18 protein-coding genes and 1 tRNA gene are annotated in these 19,863 nt (G+C 75.1%); 11 read left to right on the top strand and 8 right to left on the bottom strand.

Translation table 11 applies throughout. The annotated features are described in order from the left end of the window. Positions 1–73: 73 nt before the first annotated feature. Positions 74–877 (top strand): esterase/lipase family protein, encoded by an 804-nt coding sequence (locus tag OF117_RS11320; protein ID WP_263552938.1) that lies wholly within the window; start codon positions 74–76, stop codon positions 875–877. 114 nt (positions 878–991) lie between these two features. On the opposite strand, the gene OF117_RS11315 is transcribed toward OF117_RS11320, so the two are convergent. The 3 genes from OF117_RS11315 to OF117_RS11305 form a co-directional block, all read right to left on the bottom strand. Further along, a tRNA-Val gene (locus OF117_RS11315) sits at positions 992–1,063 on the bottom strand. Between the two features lie 86 nt (positions 1,064–1,149). Next, positions 1,150–1,611 carry a peroxiredoxin gene (locus OF117_RS11310; protein ID WP_263552937.1) on the bottom strand — a complete coding sequence of 154 codons (462 nt, stop codon included), beginning with the start codon at positions 1,609–1,611 and terminating at the stop codon, positions 1,150–1,152. A gap of 98 nt (positions 1,612–1,709) precedes the next feature. Then, positions 1,710–2,129 (bottom strand): DUF3052 domain-containing protein, encoded by a 420-nt coding sequence (locus OF117_RS11305; RefSeq protein WP_263552936.1) that lies wholly within the window; start codon positions 2,127–2,129, stop codon positions 1,710–1,712. A gap of 547 nt (positions 2,130–2,676) precedes the next feature. On the opposite strand from OF117_RS11305, the gene aceE reads away from it, so the two are divergent. The 3 genes from aceE (at position 2,677) to OF117_RS11290 (ending at position 6,895) form a co-directional block, all read left to right on the top strand. Continuing rightward, a complete protein-coding gene (gene aceE / locus OF117_RS11300; RefSeq protein ID WP_411969447.1) occupies positions 2,677–5,487 on the top strand; it encodes a pyruvate dehydrogenase (acetyl-transferring), homodimeric type in 2,811 nt (936 codons plus the stop codon). After that, positions 5,484–6,464 carry an FAD-dependent oxidoreductase gene (locus OF117_RS11295; protein WP_263552935.1) on the top strand — a complete coding sequence of 327 codons (981 nt, stop codon included), beginning with the start codon at positions 5,484–5,486 and terminating at the stop codon, positions 6,462–6,464. Before aceE ends, OF117_RS11295 begins: the two co-directional genes overlap by 4 nt. 101 nt (positions 6,465–6,565) lie before the next feature. Beyond that, positions 6,566–6,895: a cation:proton antiporter gene (locus OF117_RS11290; RefSeq protein WP_263552934.1), complete on the top strand. Its 330-nt coding sequence runs from the start codon at positions 6,566–6,568 to the stop codon at positions 6,893–6,895. Positions 6,896–6,936: 41 nt separating this feature from the next. On the opposite strand, the gene OF117_RS11285 is transcribed toward OF117_RS11290, so the two are convergent. From OF117_RS11285 to OF117_RS11275, 3 genes are all read right to left on the bottom strand, one after another. Continuing rightward, positions 6,937–8,142 carry a M20 family metallopeptidase gene (locus OF117_RS11285; RefSeq protein WP_263552933.1) on the bottom strand — a complete coding sequence of 402 codons (1,206 nt, stop codon included), beginning with the start codon at positions 8,140–8,142 and terminating at the stop codon, positions 6,937–6,939. Positions 8,143–8,256: 114 nt separating this feature from the next. After that, entirely contained in the window at positions 8,257–8,817 is a 561-nt protein-coding gene (locus OF117_RS11280; RefSeq protein WP_263552932.1) for a pirin family protein, read from the bottom strand. After that, positions 8,814–9,548, bottom strand: coding sequence for a phosphatase PAP2 family protein (locus tag OF117_RS11275; RefSeq protein WP_263552931.1), 735 nt, complete (start codon positions 9,546–9,548; stop codon positions 8,814–8,816). The genes OF117_RS11280 and OF117_RS11275 overlap by 4 nt, the downstream gene beginning before the upstream one ends. Before the next feature lie 75 nt (positions 9,549–9,623). On the opposite strand from OF117_RS11275, the gene OF117_RS11270 reads away from it, so the two are divergent. The 6 genes from OF117_RS11270 to OF117_RS11245 all read left to right on the top strand — a co-directional run bounded on the left by OF117_RS11270 (position 9,624) and on the right by OF117_RS11245 (position 16,552). Then, entirely contained in the window at positions 9,624–10,805 is a 1,182-nt protein-coding gene (locus OF117_RS11270) for a PucR family transcriptional regulator (protein WP_263552930.1), read from the top strand. Between the two features lie 182 nt (positions 10,806–10,987). Beyond that, positions 10,988–12,190: an acyltransferase domain-containing protein gene (locus OF117_RS11265; protein ID WP_263552929.1), complete on the top strand. Its 1,203-nt coding sequence runs from the start codon at positions 10,988–10,990 to the stop codon at positions 12,188–12,190. 40 nt (positions 12,191–12,230) lie between these two features. Beyond that, complete coding sequence (locus tag OF117_RS11260; RefSeq protein WP_263552928.1) at positions 12,231–13,199, top strand: beta-ketoacyl-ACP synthase III; 969 nt, start codon at positions 12,231–12,233, stop codon at positions 13,197–13,199. A gap of 154 nt (positions 13,200–13,353) precedes the next feature. Beyond that, positions 13,354–13,593 carry an acyl carrier protein gene (locus tag OF117_RS11255; RefSeq protein ID WP_263552927.1) on the top strand — a complete coding sequence of 80 codons (240 nt, stop codon included), beginning with the start codon at positions 13,354–13,356 and terminating at the stop codon, positions 13,591–13,593. Between the two features lie 145 nt (positions 13,594–13,738). After that, complete coding sequence (locus OF117_RS11250) at positions 13,739–14,980, top strand: beta-ketoacyl-[acyl-carrier-protein] synthase family protein (protein WP_263552926.1); 1,242 nt, start codon at positions 13,739–13,741, stop codon at positions 14,978–14,980. Between the two features lie 159 nt (positions 14,981–15,139). After that, positions 15,140–16,552 carry an acyl-CoA carboxylase subunit beta gene (locus OF117_RS11245; RefSeq protein WP_263552925.1) on the top strand — a complete coding sequence of 471 codons (1,413 nt, stop codon included), beginning with the start codon at positions 15,140–15,142 and terminating at the stop codon, positions 16,550–16,552. A 165-nt stretch (positions 16,553–16,717) separates the two neighbouring features. Here the strand turns inward: OF117_RS11245 and OF117_RS11240 are convergent, their stop codons facing one another. Together OF117_RS11240 and OF117_RS11235 are read right to left on the bottom strand one after the other, a co-directional pair. Further along, positions 16,718–17,218 (bottom strand): DUF3145 domain-containing protein, encoded by a 501-nt coding sequence (locus OF117_RS11240; protein ID WP_263552924.1) that lies wholly within the window; start codon positions 17,216–17,218, stop codon positions 16,718–16,720. A gap of 394 nt (positions 17,219–17,612) precedes the next feature. Continuing rightward, positions 17,613–18,773: a sensor domain-containing diguanylate cyclase gene (locus OF117_RS11235; protein WP_263552923.1), complete on the bottom strand. Its 1,161-nt coding sequence runs from the start codon at positions 18,771–18,773 to the stop codon at positions 17,613–17,615. 159 nt (positions 18,774–18,932) lie between these two features. Here OF117_RS11235 and OF117_RS11230 point away from each other — a divergent pair, with 159 nt between their 5' ends. Then, positions 18,933–19,826 carry a maleylpyruvate isomerase N-terminal domain-containing protein gene (locus tag OF117_RS11230; RefSeq protein WP_263552922.1) on the top strand — a complete coding sequence of 298 codons (894 nt, stop codon included), beginning with the start codon at positions 18,933–18,935 and terminating at the stop codon, positions 19,824–19,826. Positions 19,827–19,863 lie beyond the last annotated feature (37 nt).

The following is a 19,863-nucleotide window of genomic DNA, read 5'->3' as shown; positions in this document are numbered from 1 at the left end:
ACAGGGTGTGACGTGGATCGCAGGGTGGTAAGAGCCCGCAGCGGCCACGGCGGCCAGCGGTCAGGAGGACGACGTGGCACGACAGCACACCGGCGGTCCGGCGCTCCCGCTGTACCTGAGCGAACCCGGCCGGGCACTGGCCGACTACGGGATGTACCTCGCCGCGCGGCCGTTCGAGTCGCTGCTGCCCCACGGCGACGGCCACCCGGTGCTCGTGCTGCCCGGGCTGCTCGCCGACGACACGTCCACGCGGGTGCTGCGGACGGTGCTGCGCCGCCTCGACTACCGGGTGCACGGCTGGCGCTGCGGCCGCAACTTCGGGCCGACCGCGCGGGCCTTCCGCGGCATGCGCGACCGGATCGACGACCTGCACGACCGCTACGGGCGCCCGATCTCGCTGATCGGGTGGAGCCTCGGCGGCATCTACGCCCGCGCGCTGGCCCGCCGCACGCCCGACGCGGTACGCCAGGTGATCACGTTGGGCAGCCCGTTCCGGCTCAGCTCGCAGGACCAGAGCCGGGCCGCTCGGGCCTACGAGCGGTACGCGCACCTGCACGTCGAGCACCTCGACCTGCCGCTGGAGCGCGGGGCCGCGCCGCTGCCCGTACCGGCGACGTCGATCTACTCGCACTTCGACGGCATCGTCGCCTGGCAGGCGTGCCTGGACACCCCCGGTGAGCGGGCCGAGAACATCGCCGTGATGGCCAGCCACCTGGGCCTCGGGCACCACCCCGCGGCGATCTGGGCGATCGCCGACCGGCTGGCGCAGCCGGAAGGAACCTGGGCGCCGTTCCGCCCGCCGCTCTTCCTCCGCCCGGCCTTCCCCCGGCCGGCCGCGCCGACCCCGCGCGACCTCCCCGACGCCCCCGCCGCCTGAACGGGCGGGCTGGCCGGCACGGCCCTCGACGCCCGCCCGACCCCCGCTCGGGTCCGCCGCCCGGCGACGGGTCGACCCGCGACGTTGCACTCCCGTGGCGGGGTTCTGCACAGGTGGGCGCGGCAGGGATCGAACCTGCGACCGCTCGCTTGTAAGGCGAGAGCTCTCCCGCTGAGCTACGCGCCCGGCGCGCCCAGGGTAGGTGCCCTCGGCGCGCGGCCTCTCCGGGGCGTCCCGACCGTGCCGGGGGACGCCCCGGGAGGGACCCCTTCTCAGGCGGCGAGCTCCTGGACGGCGTCCTTCCAGCCCTGCTGCTCGCGGGCGTCACCGGGCGCGTTGACCTCGGTGAACGCGACGGTGCCGTCCGCGTCGACCAGGAAGGTGCCGCGGAGCGCCATCCCGGCCTTGTCGTTGAACACGCCGTAGGACCTGGCGACCTCCCCGTGCGGCCAGAAGTCCGACAGCAGCGGGAAGTCGAAGCCCTCGGCGGCCTTGAAGGCCTTGAGCGAGAACACCGGGTCGGTGCTGATCGCCAGCACCGTCACCCCCGCCTCCGTGTACGCGGTCAGCTCGTCGCGCAACTGGCAGAGCTCACCGGTGCAGATGCCGGAGAACGCGAAGGGGTAGAAGACCAGCAGCACCGGGGTGCCGCGCAGGTCGGCGAGGGACACGACCTGCTTGTCCTGGTCGGGGAGGCTGAACTCGGGGGCGCGATCGCCGACGGAGATGCTCATGCCCCCATGCTGCCGGAGGCGTGGTGACGGGATGGAACGGCCACCCTCCAGGGTCCCGCGCCGAGCCTGCGAGGCGTGGGGGGAAGGGTGGCCCTCCGTCAGCGGCGGGAACGGGCCGCCTTCGGTGTCACCAACCGGATGCCCGACCAGTCCTTGGCCGCGGAGATGCTCGAGGTCTGCGACAGACCGGCGGTGGGCGCGACCTCGGTGACGTCACCCGGCTCGACGTGGCCGGGCCGCCCCGACTTGGGCACCAGCAGCCACACGACGCCGTCGTCGGCCAGCGAGGTGAGCGCGTCGGTCAGCGCGTCGAACAGGTCGCCGTCGTCCTCGCGCCACCAGAGGACGACGACGTCGGCGACCTCGTCGGTGTCCTCGTCGACCATCTCGCTGCCGGAGGCCTCGATGATGGCGTCGCGCAGGTCCTCGTCGGCGTCCTCGTCCCAGCCGAGCTCCTGCACGACCATGCCCGGCTTGATGCCCAGCCGGGCCGCCATGCCGGCGCTGTCGACGCTCATTACCGCTGCTCCTCCAGACAAGGTCCTGCTGACCGGGTGTGGGGTGGATGGTGCCCTGTCGGCGGGCGCACCGCGCGGGCAGCCGGGACGGCGCCCGGTCCGGGGACGGCAGCCGGGACGGCGGCGGACCTCGGGACGACGGTCACCGCGCGGGGTCCCGGCGCGGCGCCCGCGCCGGACACGGCCGGCGGGAGGGCCACCCGCACCCCGGCCATGCCACCCCTCTCGTCCCCACGACCCGGCCCGCCGCCTCGACCGGACGCGAACCCGACGCCGAGGCAACCGGCTGCACCCGGGCCACCTGCGGGCGAAGCGTAGGGCATGAGGCCGCCCGCGCAAGCCTCCGCGGGCGGACGCGGACCCGTGACCGGCCCCGTCGACGCGGCTCCCACCCGGCCCGCACCCGGCCCGCACCCGGTCCGCACGCGGTCCGCACGCGGTCCGCGCCCGGGCCGCGCCCGGGCCGCTCAGGGTTCGCGCCGGTCCACGGCACAGTTCCGCGGGCCTCGGCGTGACGTGGGACCCCCCGGCGCGAGAGCATGGGGACATGAGCGCTCCGCAGCAGGGCGGCGAGTCCGCCCGGGACGCGGGTACCCCCCGCGCGATCATCACCGACGGGCTGCCCAGCCAGCTGCCCGACATCGACCCCGACGAGACGCAGGAGTGGCTGGAGTCGCTCGACGCCGTCGTCGACAACGCGGGTCGCGACCGGGCGCGCTACCTCATGCTGCGGCTGCTGCAGCGCAGCCGGGAGCAGCAGGTCGGGGTGCCCGGGTTGCGCAGCACCGACTACATCAACACGATCCCGCCGGAGCGGGAGCCCTGGTTCCCCGGCGACGAGCACGTCGAGCGCCGCATCCGCGCCTACATCCGCTGGAACGCGGCGATCATGGTGCACCGGGCGCAGCGGCCGGGCATCGCCGTCGGCGGGCACATCTCCTCCTATGCGTCGTCCGCGTCGTTGTACGAGGTGGGGTTCAACCACTTCTTCCGCGGCAAGGACCACCCCGGCGGCGGCGACCAGATCTGGTTCCAGGGGCACGCCTCCCCCGGCATCTACGCCCGGGCGTTCCTCGAGGGCCGGCTGACCGAGAAGCAGATGGACGGCTTCCGGCAGGAGGTCAGCCACCCCGGCGGCGGGCTGTCGAGCTACCCGCACCCGCGGCTGATGCCGGAGTTCTGGGAGTTCCCCACCGTCTCCATGGGGCTGGGGCCGATCAGCGCGATCTACCAGGCCCGGTTCAACCGCTACCTGCATGCCCGCGGCATCAAGGACACCTCCGACCAGCACGTCTGGGCGTTCCTCGGCGACGGCGAGATGGACGAGCCCGAGTCGCTGGGCGCCATCGGCCTGGCCGCCCGCGAGGAGCTGGACAACCTCACGTTCGTCATCAACTGCAACCTGCAGCGGCTGGACGGGCCGGTCCGCGGCAACGGCAAGGTGATCCAGGAGCTGGAGAGCTTCTTCCGCGGCGCCGGCTGGAACGTCGTCAAGGTGATATGGGGCCGGGAGTGGGACCCGCTGCTGGCCGCCGACCGCGACGGCGCGCTGGTCAACCTGATGAACCAGACACCCGACGGCGACTACCAGACCTACAAGGCCGAGGACGGCGCCTACGTCCGCGAGCACTTCTTCGGGCGCGACCCGCGCACGAAGAAGCTCGTCGAGAAGATGAGCGACAAGGACATCTGGGGCCTGTCGCGCGGCGGGCACGACTACCGCAAGGTGTACGCGGCCTTCAAGGCCGCGGTCGAGCACAAGGGCCAGCCCACGGTCATCCTCGCCAAGACCATCAAGGGCTGGACGCTGGGCAGCCACTTCGAGGGCCGCAACTCCACCCACCAGATGAAGAAGCTGACCGCCGAGGACCTCGCCAACTTCCGCGACCGGCTCTACCTCGACATCCCCGACGAGGCGCTGGACAAGACCCTGCCGCCCTATTACAAGCCCGACCCGGACTCCGACGAGATGCAGTACATGCTCGAGCGGCGCCGGCAGCTGGGCGGGGCGGTGCCCCGGCGGCGGGCGGAGGCCAAGCCGCTCAAGGCGCCCGAGGAGAAGGCCTTCGACCTGCTGAAGAAGGGCTCGGGCAAGCAGGAGGTCGCCACCACGATGGCGTTCGTCCGGCTGCTCAAGGAGATGCTCAAGGACAAGGAGCTCGGCCCGCGGTTCGTGCCGGTCATCCCGGACGAGGCGCGGACCTTCGGGATGGACTCCCTGTTCCCGTCGCAGAAGATCTACAACCCGGCGGGGCAGCGCTACACCTCGGTCGACCGCGAACTGATGTTGGCCTACAAGGAGTCGCAGGCCGGCCAGATCCTGCACGAGGGCATCAACGAGGCCGGCTCGGTGGCCTCGTTCACCGCGGCCGGGTCCGCCTACGCCACGCACGGCGAGGCGATGGTGCCGATCTACATCTTCTACTCGATGTTCGGGTTCCAGCGCACCGCCGACGCGATCTGGGCGGCCTCCGACCAGATGGCCCGCGGCTACCTGCTCGGCGCCACCGCGGGGCGGACGACGCTCAACGGCGAGGGCCTGCAGCACGAGGACGGCCACTCGATCCTGCTCGCGCACACGAACCCCGCGGTCGTCACCTACGACCCGGCGTTCGGCTACGAGGTCGGGTACGTCGTCAAGGACTCGCTGGCGCGGATGTACGGCGAGGACCCGGGCGCGCCGCTCGGGGGGCACCGGTCGCCCGACGTCATCTACTACCTGACGGTCTACAACGAGCCGTTCAACCAGCCCGCCGAGCCCGAGGACCTCGACGTGCAGGGCCTGCTCGCCGGCATGTACCGCTACGCGCCGGGCCCGCAGGTGGAGAACGGCAAGCGCGCGCAGATCCTCGCCTCGGGCGTCGCGGTGCCGTGGGCGCTGCGCGCGCAGGAGCTGCTCGCGAACGACTGGGGCGTCTCGGCCGACGTGTGGTCGGTGACCTCGTGGACCGAGCTGCGCAGGCAGGCCGACGAGGTCGAACAGTGGAACCTGCTCAACCCCGGCGAGGAGCCGCGCCGGCCGTACGTCACCGAGAAGCTCGACGGGGTGGAGGGCCCGGTCGTGGCGGTGTCGGACTGGATGCGCGCCGTCCCCGACCTGATCGCGCCGCACGTGCCCGGCGGGATGGCGACGCTGGGCACCGACGGGTTCGGCCTGTCCGACACCCGCCCGGCGCTGCGCCGGCACTTCCACGTCGACGCCGAGTCGGTCGTCGTCCGCACCCTGGCCGCGCTGGCCGACCGCGGGGAGCTCGACCGCGACGTGGCCCGGCAGGCGCTGGACAAGTACCGGATCGACGACGTCCAGGCCGCGCCGGAGGACACCACCACCGACCCGGACCAGCAGCCCGGGGCGTGACCGACCGAGCGGGGTGGATCCGTACGCATGACGCGTACGAATCCACCCCGCTCGACGCCTCCGTCGTGGGCGGCGGCGTCGTCGGGCTGACGTGCGCGCTGGAGCTGGCCCGCGCCGGCCACCGGGTGCGGGTGTTCACCGCCGACCCGGTGGCGGCGACGACGTCGGCGGTCGCCGCGGCGCTGTGGTTCCCCTATCGCGCCCGGCCGGTCGACGCGGTGCTGCGCTGGGCCGCGCTGTCGCTCGACGTCTTCACCTTCCTGGCCGAGGACCGCACCACCGGCGTCGCGCTGCGGCCGGGCACCGTCGTCCACCGGACGCCGGAGCCGGACCTGTGGTGGTCGCCCGGCGTCCCCGGCCACCGGCCCGCCACGGACGACGAACTGCCACCCGGCGCCCCGGCGGGCACCCGCTGCACGCTTCCCGTGGTCGACATGGCCCGCTACCTGCCCTGGCTGCTGACCGCGTGCGCCGACGCCGGGGTGCAGTTGGAGGGGTGCCGCGTCACCGACCTCGACGCGGTGCCCGGTGACGTCGTCGTCCTGGCCGCGGGCCTGCGCTCGGGTCCGCTGCTGGACGACGCCAGCTGCGTGCCGGTGCAGGGCCAGGTGGTCCGCCTCAGCGACCCGGGGCTGACCGGCTGGCTGCTCGACGAGGAGCACCCCGACGGGCTGACCTACGTGGTGCCGCGCGGATCGGACGTCGTCTGCGGCGGCACCGCGGTGGAGGGTGCGACCGGCACCGACCCCGATCCGGCGGTCGAGGCCGCCGTCCTGCGGCGCGCCTGTGCGCTGGTGCCGGCCCTGCGCGGCGCCCGGGTTCTGTCGCGCGCGGTCGGCCTGCGGCCCGGCCGGCCGACGGTGCGGCTGGAGCGGGTGGTGCACCACGGGCGGCCGGTGGTCGCCTGCTACGGGCACGGCGGCGCGGGCGTCACCCTCTCCTGGGGCTGCGCCGCCGACGTCGCCGCGCTCGTGTGACCCAAGTCGATGCGCGCGGGTGACGCGCACGGATCCACCCCACATGACAGTTCCGCCACGGGACGGTCGAGCGCGGTCGGGCCTCGGTAGGGCCTCCGGTCGTGGAGCTGCTGGCGGTCTTCGGCGTCGTCCTCGCGGTGGCCGCCCTGCTCTCCGGGCTGGCTTCGCGCACCGTGCTGTCCACCGACCGCCAGCACCTGCCGGTCGGGCTGGTCCGGCAGACCGCCCGCCTGCCCGGGCGCGCGCTGGTGATCGGTATGCCGCTGACCGCGTTCGGCATCGCCGCCCTCACCGTGCTGCTCACCGACCTCGACTGGCTGCAGGCGCTGCTGGTCGGCGCGGTGCTCTCCCCCACCGACCCCGTGTTCGCCGCGGCGATCGTGCAGCGGGAGGAGACGCCCGCCCGCCGTAGCGGACCCGCCCGCCCGTAGCGGAGTGCGGGAGCGCAGGATCCCTCGCCGCTCGCACTCCGTCAGGCGGCGAGGTTGCGCAGGGCCATCGCGGCGTACAGGGCGACGCCGGCCGGCAGCGGCTCCTCGTCGAAGACGACCAGGTTCGAGTGGTTGGGCGCGGCGGTCCCCGGGTCCGCTCCCGGCGGGCACGCGCCGAGGAACGCCATCACCCCGGGCACCCGCTGCAGCACGTAGGAGAAGTCCTCGGCACCCATGAGCGGGGCGGCCATCGGCACGCTCGCATCCGGCCCCAGCAGCTCGGCGGCGACCTCCGCCACCTGGGCGGCGACCCGGGCGTCGTTGACCGTCACCGGGTAGCCCTCGAAGTGCTCGAAGTCGACGGTGAGCCCGTGCGCGGCGGCGACGTGCGTGGCGACCCGCTCGACCGCCCCCACCACCTCGGCCCGCCGCTCGGGCGAGAGGGTGCGGATCGTCCCCTCGAGGAAGCACGTGTCGGGGATGACGTTGCTGGTCGAGCCCGCCTCCACGTGCGCGCAGGTGACCACGGCCGGGTCGAAGACGTCGACCCGGCGGGTGACCAGGGCCTGCAGCGCCAGCACGATCTCCGCCCCGACCGGCACCGGGTCGGCGGCGTTCCACGGCATCGAGGCGTGCCCGCCGCGCCCGCGGACGGTCACCTTCCACTGGTCGGCGGCGGCCATCATCGGTCCCGGCCGCACCTGGACGGTGCCGCTGGCGAAGTTCGACGAGACGTGCAGCGCGAACGCGCCGGCCACCGGGGCCTCCGGGACGGCGTGCAGCAGGCCCTCCTCCAGCATGAAGCGGGCGCCGTGGAAGCCCTCCTCCCCCGGCTGGACCATGAACAGCACCTGGCCGGTCAGCTCGTCGCGCCGCTCGGCCAGCAGCCGGGCCGCGCCGAGCAGCATCGCCACGTGCGTGTCGTGGCCGCAGGCGTGCATCGCGCCGGGCACCTCGGAGGCGAACGGCAGGCCGGTGTCCTCGTGCACCGGCAGGGCATCCATGTCGGCGCGCAGCAGGTAGGTCGGCCCGGGCCGCGCCCCGCGCAGCACGCCCACCACCGAGGTGGTCGTCCGGCCGGTGCGCACCTCGACCGGCAGGTCCTCGAACGCCTCCAGCACCGTGGCCTGCGTGCGCGGGAGGTGCAGGCCGATCTCCGGGTGGCGGTGCAGCCGGCGGCGCAGGTCGATGGTGCGGTCGGCGTCGGAGTAGGCGGCGGCGAGCAGGTCGGCGGCGCGGATCGGCATCGCACCAGTCTGACCACCGGACGCCGCCCCGCCACCCGGCGTGCCGGCACCCCGCCCGCCCGCCGTTCCGGCGGACCGGCGGAACGGCGGACGGCGGATCGGCGGAGCCCGGGCTCAGCCGGTGGCCCAGGCGGGGCGGGTGGTGTCGAGCTGCCAGACCAGCACGGTCAGCGGCCGCTCGGCGGTCACCACCCGCCCGGACGGCGACCCGACCTCCGCGCGGGCGCCCGCGGAGTCCGCCAGCACGACCAGCCCCGCGGGCAGCACCGCCGACCCGCCGGCGTCCAGGCGGGCTAGGAACAGCCGCGCGTCGGGCCGGTCGAGGTCGACCCAGCCGGCGGCCGAGCGCTGCACCGCGTGGGACGGCGGGTCGGTCGGCGCCGCGCCGCGCAGGTAGCACTGCAGCACCCGGGCGCCGCCGTCGCCGGCCCGCTCGTCGTGCTCCAGGCCGGCACCGGCGCGCAGCACGGCGACGTCGCCCTCCCCCAGCGCTGCACCGCCCGTCCAGTCGTGGCGCAGCGCCCCGGCGAGCACCACCGCCACGACGTCGACCGCCCGGTGCGCGTGCCGGCCGTACCCGGCGCCGGGTGCCAGCCGGTCGTCGGCGACGCGGAGCAGCGGACCCAGGGAGCCGTCGCCCGCGGCGAGCACGACGTGCTGGTCGAGCCCGGTCACGGGGGCCCGTCGCGCGGCGGGCCCGCCACCTCCGCGCCGGGCGGGCCGGGGAAGGGCACCCGCGGCGGCAGGCGGTGCGGCGGCCACCCGCCCAGCACGAGCGCGACCGCGAGCGACCAGGCCAGGCCGAGCGCCCACCCGCCGACGACGTCGGACAGGAAGTGCACGCCCAGCCACATGCGGGTCAGGCCCACGACCAGCACGAGCAACGCCCCGCCCGCGGCCGCCCACCGCCGGCCGGCCCGGGACAGGTAGGGCCAGGCGAGCAGCAGCGAGACGGTGACCAGCGTGGCGATGCCCGAGGAGTGCCCGCTCGGGTAGCTCAGCGACTCGTAGCGGGCGCCGCCGCCCTCGAAGTCCGGCCGCACCCGGCCGAAGAACTCCTTCAGCAGCGTGGTGAGCGGCCCGACCAGCAGGACCGCCGGCAGCACCCACACGAACGACGGCCAGGCGCGGGTGAGGAACAGCCAGATCACGACGGGCAGCAGCACCGCCAGGCGGAACACCCACGACCCCGGGGCGGTGAGCACCTCCAGCAGGCCGCCGAGGAAGGCCGCCCGGTCGTCGCCGGCGTAGACCGCCTCGCTGACCGCGGCGTCGAGGTCCATCTGCGGGGCGAAGTCGGCGCGGACGCCGGCACCCAGCAGCGCGACCACGACCACGGCCACGACGGCGACGGCGATCGCCCGCCTCCTCGTGCGCGCGGCCCGGGCCTCGGCAGCAGGGTCCACCCGCCCACTCTCCCCGACGGCGCCTCCCGTGTAACGCTGTTGGTGCACCGGTCGGGTGCCGAGTAGGAGGGATCCGTGACCAGCCGGGTGAACGACCGCCGGCCCACCGCGGCCACGCTGCGGTCCCTGGAGCGCGCCTCGGGCGCCCTGGCCACCCGCGCGGTCGCGCGCATGGACGAGCAGCTGTCGTGGTTCCGCGCCATGCCGGCCGACCAGCGGTCGTGGGTGATGCTGGTGGCGCAGGCCGGCATCGCCTCGCTGGTGGAGTGGTGCCGCGATCCGCAGCACCCGCCGCGGCTCACCGGCGAGGTCTTCGGCGCCGCCCCGCGGGAGCTGGTCCGCGCCGTGCCGCTCAAGCAGACCGTCGACCTGGTCAAGGTGACCGTCGAGGTGGTGGAGGAGAACGTGGGCACCATCGCCGTGCCCGGTGACGTCGACGCGCTGCGCGTGGCGGTGCTCCAGTTCAGCCGCGAGGTCGCCTTCGCCACGGCGCACGTCTACGCCAGCTTCGCCGAGAACCGCGGCGCGTGGGACGCCCGGCTGGAGGCGCTGGTCGTCGACGCCCTGGTGCGCGGCGAGCGCTCCGAGGAGCTGCCCGGCCGCGCCGCCGCGCTCGGCTGGACGACGATGAACCCGGTGCTGGTGCTCGTGGGCGCGACCCCGGCCGGCGCCGACGACCCGCACGCCGCCGTCCGCCGGGCCGCCCGGTCGATGCGCAGCGAGGTGCTCGTCGGCGTGCACGCCGAGCAGCTCGTCGTCGTCCTCGGCGGGCACGACGACCTCGAGGCCGTGGCCGACCGGGTGGCCGAGGAGTGCGGCCCCGGCCCGGTGGTGACCGGACCCGTCGTCGACGGGCTGTCCCGGGCCGCCGAGTCGGCGGCGGTGGCGCTGGCCGGGTTGCGGGCGGCACGGGCGTGGCCGGCGGCACCCCGGCCGGTGCGGGCCGACGCGCTGCTGGCCGAACGGGCGCTGGACGGCGACCCGCTGGCCCGCACCGCGCTGGAGAACCGGGTCGCCCGTCCGCTGCGCGCTGCCGGCGGCGAGGTGCTCGACACCGTGCGGGCGGTGCTCGGCAGCGGCGGCAACCTGGAGGCCACCGCGCGGGCGCTGTTCGTGCACCCCAACACCGTCCGCTACCGGCTCAAGCGGGTCACCGAGCTCACCGGGCTGTCGGCCACCGACCCCCGCGGCAGCTGGACGCTGCAGGTCGCCCTGGCGCTCTCCGACCTCGACGCCGCCCGCTCGCTGTGGCACTGATGGCGGAGATACGTCGCGGTGCGCGCACGGATCTCCTCCGCTCGGAGTGCGGTCCCTACCACTCGCCGCGCCGTAACCGCACGTCGGCGGCCGCGATTTTGTAGGGATCCTCCAAAACGCACTGCTGTGGTTCGTGCCGAAGACCAGCCGCGCGCCACCGCCGGATCAGGCACGGTGGGAGTGTGCTGGCCGTCCTCGCCCCCGGACAGGGTGCCCAGAAACCCGGGATGCTGACCGACTGGCTGGAGCTACCCGGCGCCGAGCCGTTCTTCCGCTGGGCCGGCGCGATCGCCGACGCCGACCTGCTCGGGTTGGGCACCACCGGCGACGCCGAGGCGATCAAGGACACTGCGGTCACCCAGCCGCTGGTCGTCGCGATGAGCCTGTTCGTCGCCCGCGAGCTCGGTGGCCTGCCCGGCCCGGTCGCGCACACCCCGCACGCCGGCCGCGACGTCGTCATCACCGGGCACAGCGTCGGCGAGCTGACCGCCGCGGCGCTGGCCGGGGTGTTGTCGGTCGAGGCCGCGATCGCGCTGACCGCCGTCCGCGGCCGGGCGATGGCCGCCGCGTGCGACCGGACGCCGACCGGCATGTCCGCCGTCCTCGGCGGCGACCCCGACGAGGTGCTCGCCGTGCTCGACAAGCACGGCCTGGTGCCGGCGAACACGAACGGTGGCGGCCAGGTGGTGGCCGCCGGCCCGCTCGAGGGCCTGGCCGCGCTCAAGGCCGAGCCGCCGGCGAAGGCGCGGATCATGCCCCTGCCGGTGGCCGGCGCCTTCCACACCGGCTACATGCAGCCGGCCCGCGAGGAGCTGGAGGGGCTGATCAGCGGGCTGCGCCCCGCCGACCCGAGCCGGCTGCTGCTGTCCAACGCCGACGGCGCCGCGGTCGACTCCGGCGCCGAGGTGCTCGCCCGCCTGGTCAGCCAGGTGACCAGCCCGGTCCGCTTCGACGCGTGCCTGGCGACGATGCGCGAGCTCGGCGTCTCCGCGGTCATCGAGCTGCCCCCGGCCGGCGCGCTGGTGGGCCTGGCCAAGCGCGAGTGGAAGGGGGCCGACGTCGAGCTGCTCGCGCTGGCCCGCCCGGCCGATCTCGACCGCGCCCGCGAGCTGATCGACGCCGAGCGCGGCCGCGCCGAGGCCCAGCACCAGCCCGACTGGCGGGTCGTCGTGTCCCCGGTGCGCGGCACGGTCAGCCCGGCCGACGTCCCGGAAGGGTCGCACCTGCCGGCCGGCACCCCGCTGGGCCGCGTCCGCAGCCGGCGGGACGAGGTCAACGTCTCGGCCGGGTACGACGGCGTCCTCGCCGAGTGGTTGGTGCACGAGGGCGACCTCGTCGACGCCGGCGACCCGATCGCCCGCCTCTACCCCGGGACGTCGTCGTGAGCGGGCCCGCAGCGGACCGCCGCGCAAGCGAGGAGAAGCCATGACCGCCCTGCAGCTCACCACCGGCGCCCCCGGCGCGCGGATCCTCGGCTTCGGCAGCTACCGGCCCCGGCGGCGGGTGACCAACGCCGAGCTCGCCGAGCGGATGGACACCAACGACGAGTGGATCCAGAGCCGCGTCGGCATCGCCGAGCGCCGCTGGGCCGACGACGACGAGACGCTGGTCGAGATGAGCGTCGCGGCCGGCGGCAAGGCGCTGGCCGCCAGCGGACTGGACGCCGCCGAGATGGACCTGGTGCTGCTGGCCACCACCAGCCCGCCCACGGCGATCCCCGGCCTCGCCCCGCGCGTGGCGCACCAGCTCGGCGCGCTGCGGCCCGGCGCGTTCGATCTCAACGCGGGCTGCGCCGGCTGGTGCTACGCGCTGAGCGCGGCCGCCGACGCCATCCGCGCGGGCACCGCCCGCAACGCGCTGGTCATCGGCGGGGAGAAGCTCACCCAGTACACCGACCTCGACGACCGGGCGACCGCGGTGATCTTCGCCGACGGGGCGGGTGCGGCCGTGCTGACCGCCTCCGACACCCCGCAGGTCGGGCCGGCCGTGTGGGGCAGCGACGGCGACCTGCACACCGCGATCGCCATCCCCGACGGCGAGCAGCACATGAGCATGGCCGGCCAGGCGGTCTACCGCTGGGCGACCACCCGGCTCACCGACACCCTCGTGGAGGCGATGCGCCGGGCCGGCGTCGGCCCCGACGACATCGACGTCTTCGCGCCGCACCAGGCCAACCTGCGGATCATCGAGATGATGGCCAAGCGGCTGGGGCTGCCCGAGCGTGCGGTCATCGCCCGCGACATCGTCCGCTCCGGCAACACCTCGTCGGCCTCGGTGCCGCTCGCGCTCTCGGCGCTGCTGGAGAGCGGTGAGGCCAAGAGCGGCGACGTCGCCCTGCTGCTCGGCTACGGCGCGGGCCTGACCTTCGCCGGGCAGGTCGTCGTCCTGCCCTGAGCACCCCCGAAGCCCCCGGGACACCCGGGCCCCGACGGCGGAAAGCCCGCCCCACCCCGAGAGAGAGGACCCCCCGCGTGAGCGAGCTCGCGAGCGAACCGATGAGCACAGCAGCCCGGCGAACGCAGCCGACGAGCGCCAGCGAGGAGGCCAAGTGAGCCGCGAGGACATCCAGTCCGGTCTCGCCGAGATCCTGGAGGAGGTCGCCGGCGTGGCGCCGGCCGACGCCACCCCCGAGAAGTCCTTCACCGAGGACCTCGACGTCGACTCGCTGTCGATGGTCGAGATCGCCACGGCCGTGGAGGACAAGTTCGGCGTCGCCATCCCCGACGACGAACTGGGCAACATCAAGACCGTCGGGGACGCGATCAACTACATCGAGAAGAACCAGTAAGAGGTCGAAGGACCCCCCTGCCCCCCACCGTGAAAGGGCCCCGTCCACCTCACCCCTCGCAAGCTCGGGGCGAGCCTCGGGACGGGGCCCGCGGCGGGACCCTGCAGGGGGGCCTGGCCCGGCCGTCGTTCCAGGAGGAAGACCCATGAGCAGCACAGCGACCGACGTCGTCGTCACCGGCCTCGGTGCCACCACCCCGCTCGGAGGGGACGTCGCCAGCACGTGGGAGGCCCTGCTGGCCGGGCGGTCGGGGGTCAGCCGGATCACCGACGACTGGGTCAAGGAGTTCCCGGCCCAGCTCGTCGCCCGGCTGACCGACGACCCGGTCGGCCGGCTGGACCGGGTCAAGGCCCGCCGGCTCGACCGCAGCCAGCAGGTCGCGGTCGTCGCCGCGCAGGAGGCGTGGGAGTCCTCCGGCGCCGCGGATGCCGGCGCCGCGCCCGAGCGGGTCGCCGTCGTCTTCGGCACCGGCATCGGCGGGGCGCTGACCCTGCTCGGCCAGGACGACGTCCTGGAGGAGAAGGGCCCCAAGCGGGTCTCCCCGTTCACCATCCCGATGCTCATGCCCAACGGGCCCGCCGCCGCGGTCGGGCTGGCGATCGGCGCGAAGGGCGGGGTGCACGCCCCGGTCAGCGCCTGCGCCTCGGGCGCCGAGGCGATCCGCTGGGGCCTGGACCTGCTGCGCTTCGACCGGGCCGACGTCGTCCTCGTCGGCGGCGCGGAGGCGTGCGTGCACCCGCTGCCGATGGCCGGGTTCGCCGCCATGCGGGCGATGTCGACCCGCAACGACGAGCCGGAGCGTGCGTCGCGACCGTTCGACAAGGCCCGCGACGGCTTCGTGCTCGGCGAGGGCGCCGGTGCGCTGGTGCTGGAGCGGGCCGGGTCCGCCCGGGCCCGCGGCGCCACGATCCACGCCCGGCTGGCGGGGGCCGGCGCGACGGCCGACGGCTACGACCTGGTCGCCCCGCACCCGGAGGGCGAGGGCGCCGGGCGGGCGATCGGCGCCGCGCTGCGCGACGCCGGCCTGTCGCCGTCCGACGTCGGGCACGTGAACGCGCACGCCACCTCGACCCCGGTCGGCGACACCGCCGAGGCCGCAGCCATCCGGTCGGCCATCGGAGAGCACGTGCTGGTGACGGCCACCAAGAGCCAGACCGGCCACCTGCTCGGCGCCGCCGGTGCGCTGGAGTCGATCTTCACCGTGCTCGCGCTGCGCGACCAGGTCGTACCGGCCACGGCCAACCTCGACGACCCGGACGACGACGCCGCCGTCCAGGCGCTGGACATCGTGCGGCACGGGCCCCGCACGGCCTCCTTCTCCGCCGCGGTCAACGACTCGTTCGGCTTCGGCGGCCACAACATCGCGCTGGTGTTCACGACCACCTGAGCACCGAGGACCCCGTCCCGCTCACCCACGGGCGCGGGGTGCGTCTCCGGACGGGACCGAGCTCCTGCCCGGGCGGCCCCCCGCCCGGGCACCGCCGCCCGTCCGCGCCGTCACCGTCCGACCGTCGGTCCCGCGGCCGACACGCCCGCGAGGAGAGCCGTGACCGCCGTCCAGACCGCGCCGAGCCTGCCCGTGTCCGACCCGCGCGACCCGGAGGACCGCCTGCAGCGCTTCTTCGACCCGGGCTCGGTGCAGGCGCTCGTGCCCCGCGACACCTCCGGCGTGCACGCCGCGCGGGGCACGGTCGGCGGCACCCCCGCGATCGCGTACTGCACCGACGCGACCGTGATGGGCGGCGCGATGGGGGTCGACGGCTGCCGGCACGTGGTCGACGCCATCGACACCGCGCTGCGTGAACGGCTGCCCGTCGTCGGCATCTGGCACTCCGGCGGTGCCCGGCTCGCCGAGGGCGTGACCGCGCTGCACGCCGTCGGCGAGGTGTTCGCCGCGATGGTGCGCGCCTCTGGTCGCATCCCGCAGGTTTCGGTCGTCCTCGGCCCGGCCGCCGGCGGCGCGGCGTACGGCCCCGCGCTCACCGACCTTGTGATCATGGGCCCGGCCGGGCGGGTGTTCGTGACCGGTCCGGACGTCGTCCGCTCGGTCACCGGCGAGGACGTCGACATGGAGAGCCTCGGCGGACCCGACACGCACGGCCGGCGCAGCGGCGTGGTGCACGTCGTCACCGACTCGGAGGACGCCGCGCTGGCCACCGGTCGTCAGGCCGTCGACCTGCTCGCGGCCCAGGGCAAGTTCGCGTCGGTCCGGGACGAGCCGGACGTCGAACTGCGCGCGCTGCTGCCCGAGCAAACCAACCGCGCCTACGACGTTCGGCCGCTCGTCGCCGGCGTGCTCGACGGGCCCGTCCTGGAGCTGCACCCCCGGTGGGCGCCGAACGTCGTGACCACGCTGGGCCGGCTGGCCGGGCGCACGGTCGGGGTGATCGCCAACAACCCGCTGCGGCTGGGCGGGTGCCTGGACTCCGCGTCGGCCGAGAAGGCCGCCCGGTTCGTGCGGATGTGCGACGCGTTCGGCGTGCCGCTGGTGGTGCTGGTCGACGTCCCGGGCTACCTGCCCGGCGTCGGCCAGGAGTGGGACGGCGTCGTCCGACGCGGCGCCAAGCTGCTGCACGCCTTCGGCGAGGCGGTCGTGCCGCGGGTGACGCTGGTGACCCGCAAGGCGTACGGCGGGGCCTACATCGCGATGAACGCCCGGGCGCTGGGCGCCACGACGGTCTTCGCCTGGCCGGGCGCCGAGGTGGCGGTCATGGGCGCGAAGGCCGCCGTCGGCATCCTGCACCGCAAGAAGCTGGCCGCCGCCCCGCCCGGGGAGCGCGAGGCGCTGCACGCCCGACTCGCCGAGGAGCACGAGCGGATCGCGGGCGGGGTGAACCGCGCCCTGCAGATCGGCGTCGTGGACGAGGTGGTCGAGCCGCGGCGGACCAGGCGCCGGCTCGTGGAGGCGCTGACCGCGGCCCCCGCCGGCCGCGGCGCGCACGGCAACATCCCGCTGTGAGCCCGGCGCGATCAGCGGCCCGACCGACGGGCTGCGGGGCCGGAAGACGATCGTCCGGACGCCGCTTCCCCGACGGCGTCCGGACGACCGGGTTCAGGGTACGACCATCGAGCGCGCTGGCACGGGTCGTCGTAGTCGTATCGTGACCTGGGCCGATGCGGCTCCTCAGACCACCTGGTGCAGCCAGGTGACCGGCTGGCCGTCGCCGGCATGGCGATAGACCTCCAGGTCGGCGTCCCAGGCCGCGCCGAGCAGCTCGTCGATCTTGTGCCGGAAGGCCTCGATGGAGGTGGCGGTCGCGGCCAGGTGGCGCAGCTGCTGCTCGGTCACCACGAGGTCACCGTTGGCGCTGGTGGGCGCGCGGTAGACGCCGTGGCCGGGCACGTAGGACATGCGCTCGCCGTCGTTGCCGTAGCTGGCTTCCTCGGTCACCTCGAAGCGCAGCATCGGCCACGCCCGCAGGGCAGCCACCAGCTTGGCACCTGTGCCGGGTGAACCGGTCCAGGCGACCTCGGCACGGTAGGACCCGTGCGCCGCGGGCTGGTCGACCCACGTGAGGGAGACCGGCGTGCCGACGACGCGCTCGAGCGCCCACTCGACATGCTGGCAGAGCGCCTTCGGGCAGGCGTGCACGAAGACGACACCCTGGGTAGACCGTCGCTGCACGAGGCACCTCCATCGACTCGACTGGTCTCGTCTTCCCCTACGGACCTGTCGATTCGGTGACGCACCGTGTTCGGCAACGGTGGAGCAGGGCTCCCGTCGAACAGTCTGCACGATGCGACCCTCGGCGCGCCAGTGGGGGTGGGGCGATTGGGTCGGATGTGACGCGAGATCACCCGTGGTGCAACTAATCGCTGGTCAACGCCCCATACCACGCCGTATGGCGCGCCGTCCAGCGGCTACGGCGCGTTCCGTCCTAGCGCGGCACCGGCGTGTCGCGGAGCGAACGGGGGGCTGCGCAGCGCGCTACCGATTCCCGTGAGAGTTGACGCACAGTCACCATATCGAACGCCGACGGCTCCGACCGGGAGTTCGCCCCAGCGCGCCGGGGGTGATCTCAGACCGGCGTCGGGTGCTCCGTCGTCCCCGGGGCCGGCGGAGCGACGACCCGGTCGCCGCCTTCGGCCTTCGCCCGGTACATGGCCTCGTCCGCGCGGTGGAGCAGCGCCTCGAGGTCGTCGCCGTCGCGGACCTCGGTGGTGCCGACGCTCGCCGTCACGCCGGCGCGCGCGCCGGCGGCGGCGACCGCGGCGCGCAGCCGCTCGGCCAGCCGTTCGGCGGGCAGGTCGGGCGTCCGCTCGGCGAGGACGGCGAACTCGTCGCCGCCCAGCCGCGCAACGGTGTCGGTGTCGCGGACGGCGCCGCTCAGCGCCGCCGCCACGGCCTTGAGGACGGCGTCGCCCGCCCGGTGGCCGCCGGTGTCGTTGACCGCCTTGAACCCGTCGAGGTCGACCAGGCAGACCGTGGAGGGCCGACCGGCCGCGGCCTCGGCGATCGCCTCCCCCACGCGCTCCAGGAACGCGCGGCGGTTCGGGCTGCCGGTGAGCTCGTCGGTGGTGGCCAGCACCTCCTGCTGGCGGATGAGGGCGACCTGCCGGTCGTGGGCGGCCCAGGAGTTGGCCGAGGCGACGGCGCACAGCACCGTGAACATGCCCATGACCACGGCGATGAACAGGCTGCCGAGCGTGACCTCGTCCGTGGCGACGACCAGCACGTAGGACAGGGTCATCAGCGAACCCATCGCGACGACGCCGTAGGGCGGGTAGGCGACGGTCAGGAAGCCCAGCGCGAGGAACAACAGCGAGTGCAGGGGGCTGGTCGAGGCGCCGTCCAGGATGGCGACGGCGACGACGATGAGGGTCACGCCGATGCTCCAGGCGTAGAAGAGGAGCGGCCCGCGCCGGTCGCGCATCATCGCCCGGAGCGGGAGCCTGAGCATCGCCGGGACGAGCAGCATGACGCCGACCGCCACGGCCACGACGACGGGGTTCCGGCCGACGGGCGTCGGGGTGAGCAGGACGTAGACCAGGCCGGCTGCCGCGGCCACCTCGGTCAGCACCACACCGATGCGCACGTGCCGCACCCAGTAGGCGGCACGGTCGTCGTCCTCGGCGAGGGTCCGGTAGAGGCCCCGGCGCAGCGCACCCAGCCGCCGGCGGACGCCGGACGGCGGAACGTCCGTCGCCCGGCGGCGGGGCGTAGCTGCGGCTTGATCCACGCTCCTGCCTTCGGCGCGCGGACCTGCCGACTTGACGCCGGCCCACCCCGTTCGGGGGAGAGACCTTGCGGCGGGGGCCCGACCGTGACCTGCGCCACGCCTGCCCTCGCTGCCGTGCGGGTAGGGCCCGGGCTCCGACGGCGCGGACGGGGGCACGGCATGGCTGACCACACGGACCGGGGCATGGCGGACGCCGGCCGCGACGAGGTGGGCCCGCTGGTGCTGGGCGCCTGGGACTCCTTCCTCGACCAGGCGGCGGCCGTGGACCTGCAGCGGCCGTCGCGGCTGCCCCGGTGGCGCGCCCAGGAGATCTGCGTCCACCTCGGCTGCTGGGACGACCACACCGCCCTCGCCGACCTGATCGCGTCCGCGCGCAGCGGCGCCGCCGGCCGGGCGCCGGACCCCGACGCGGTGAACGCGCGGGTCACCGCCGCGCACCGCGACGCGCCGCGGGACGAGGTGCTGGCCGCGCTGCGCCGGCACCGCGACGCCACGGCCCGCTACCTGGCCGACGAGCCGGTCGAGCTGGACACCGCGGCGGCGCTGTCGGTGGTCGGGGGGGTGCCGCTGCTCAGCGTCGTCCTGGGCCAGGCCTACGAGCTCGCCGTCCACGGGCTGGACCTGGTGTCCTGCGGGGCGCCGCCACCTCCGCCGTCCACCCTGCAGGCCGGGCTGGCCGCGCTGGTCGACGTCACCGGCGCCCTGGCCGCCACCCACGGCATCGCCGGCCGGGCCACGCTGACCGGCCCCGACGGTGGCTGGGCCTTCGCCACCGGAGGCGGTGGGTGGACGGTGCGCCGCGTGCCCCCCGGCAGCCCCGACGGCGCGGGCGTCGAGGCGCCCGCCGGGCTGCTCCTCGACGTGGCCTCCGGCCGGGCGAACGCGGTGCCGGCGGCCGCGCAGCGCCGGCTGCGCGTGCACGACCCCCGGGGCCTGCTGCCGCTCGCCCCGATCGTCCAGCACGTTCCCGGCATCCCGGGCGGGCCGATCCTCCGGATGGCCACGCGGGCCATGGCCGGGCCGGTCGGCGTGCTCGGCCGGCTGTTCCGCTGACGTCCTCCGGCGTCAGCCGCCGGAGGACGTCAGCGAC

It is taken from the genome of Geodermatophilus sp. YIM 151500 (assembly GCF_025716945.1).
Taxonomy (GTDB): Bacteria; Actinomycetota; Actinomycetes; order Mycobacteriales; family Geodermatophilaceae; genus YIM-151500.
This window is presented reverse-complemented; position numbering and strand designations above follow the sequence as displayed.

What these genes read in the sequence shown, in the direction of transcription:
- OF117_RS11250 (WP_263552926.1), top strand. Translation starts at nt 13,739, where the DNA reads ATGAGCAGCACAGCGACCGACGTCGTCGTCACCGGCCTCGGTGCCACC.
- OF117_RS11305 (WP_263552936.1), bottom strand. Translation starts at nt 2,129, where the DNA reads ATGAGCGTCGACAGCGCCGGCATGGCGGCCCGGCTGGGCATCAAGCCG.
- aceE (WP_411969447.1), top strand. Translation starts at nt 2,677, where the DNA reads ATGAGCGCTCCGCAGCAGGGCGGCGAGTCCGCCCGGGACGCGGGTACC.
- OF117_RS11260 (WP_263552928.1), top strand. Translation starts at nt 12,231, where the DNA reads ATGACCGCCCTGCAGCTCACCACCGGCGCCCCCGGCGCGCGGATCCTC.
- OF117_RS11230 (WP_263552922.1), top strand. Translation starts at nt 18,933, where the DNA reads ATGGCTGACCACACGGACCGGGGCATGGCGGACGCCGGCCGCGACGAG.
- OF117_RS11285 (WP_263552933.1), bottom strand. Translation starts at nt 8,142, where the DNA reads ATGCCGATCCGCGCCGCCGACCTGCTCGCCGCCGCCTACTCCGACGCC.
- OF117_RS11310 (WP_263552937.1), bottom strand. Translation starts at nt 1,611, where the DNA reads ATGAGCATCTCCGTCGGCGATCGCGCCCCCGAGTTCAGCCTCCCCGAC.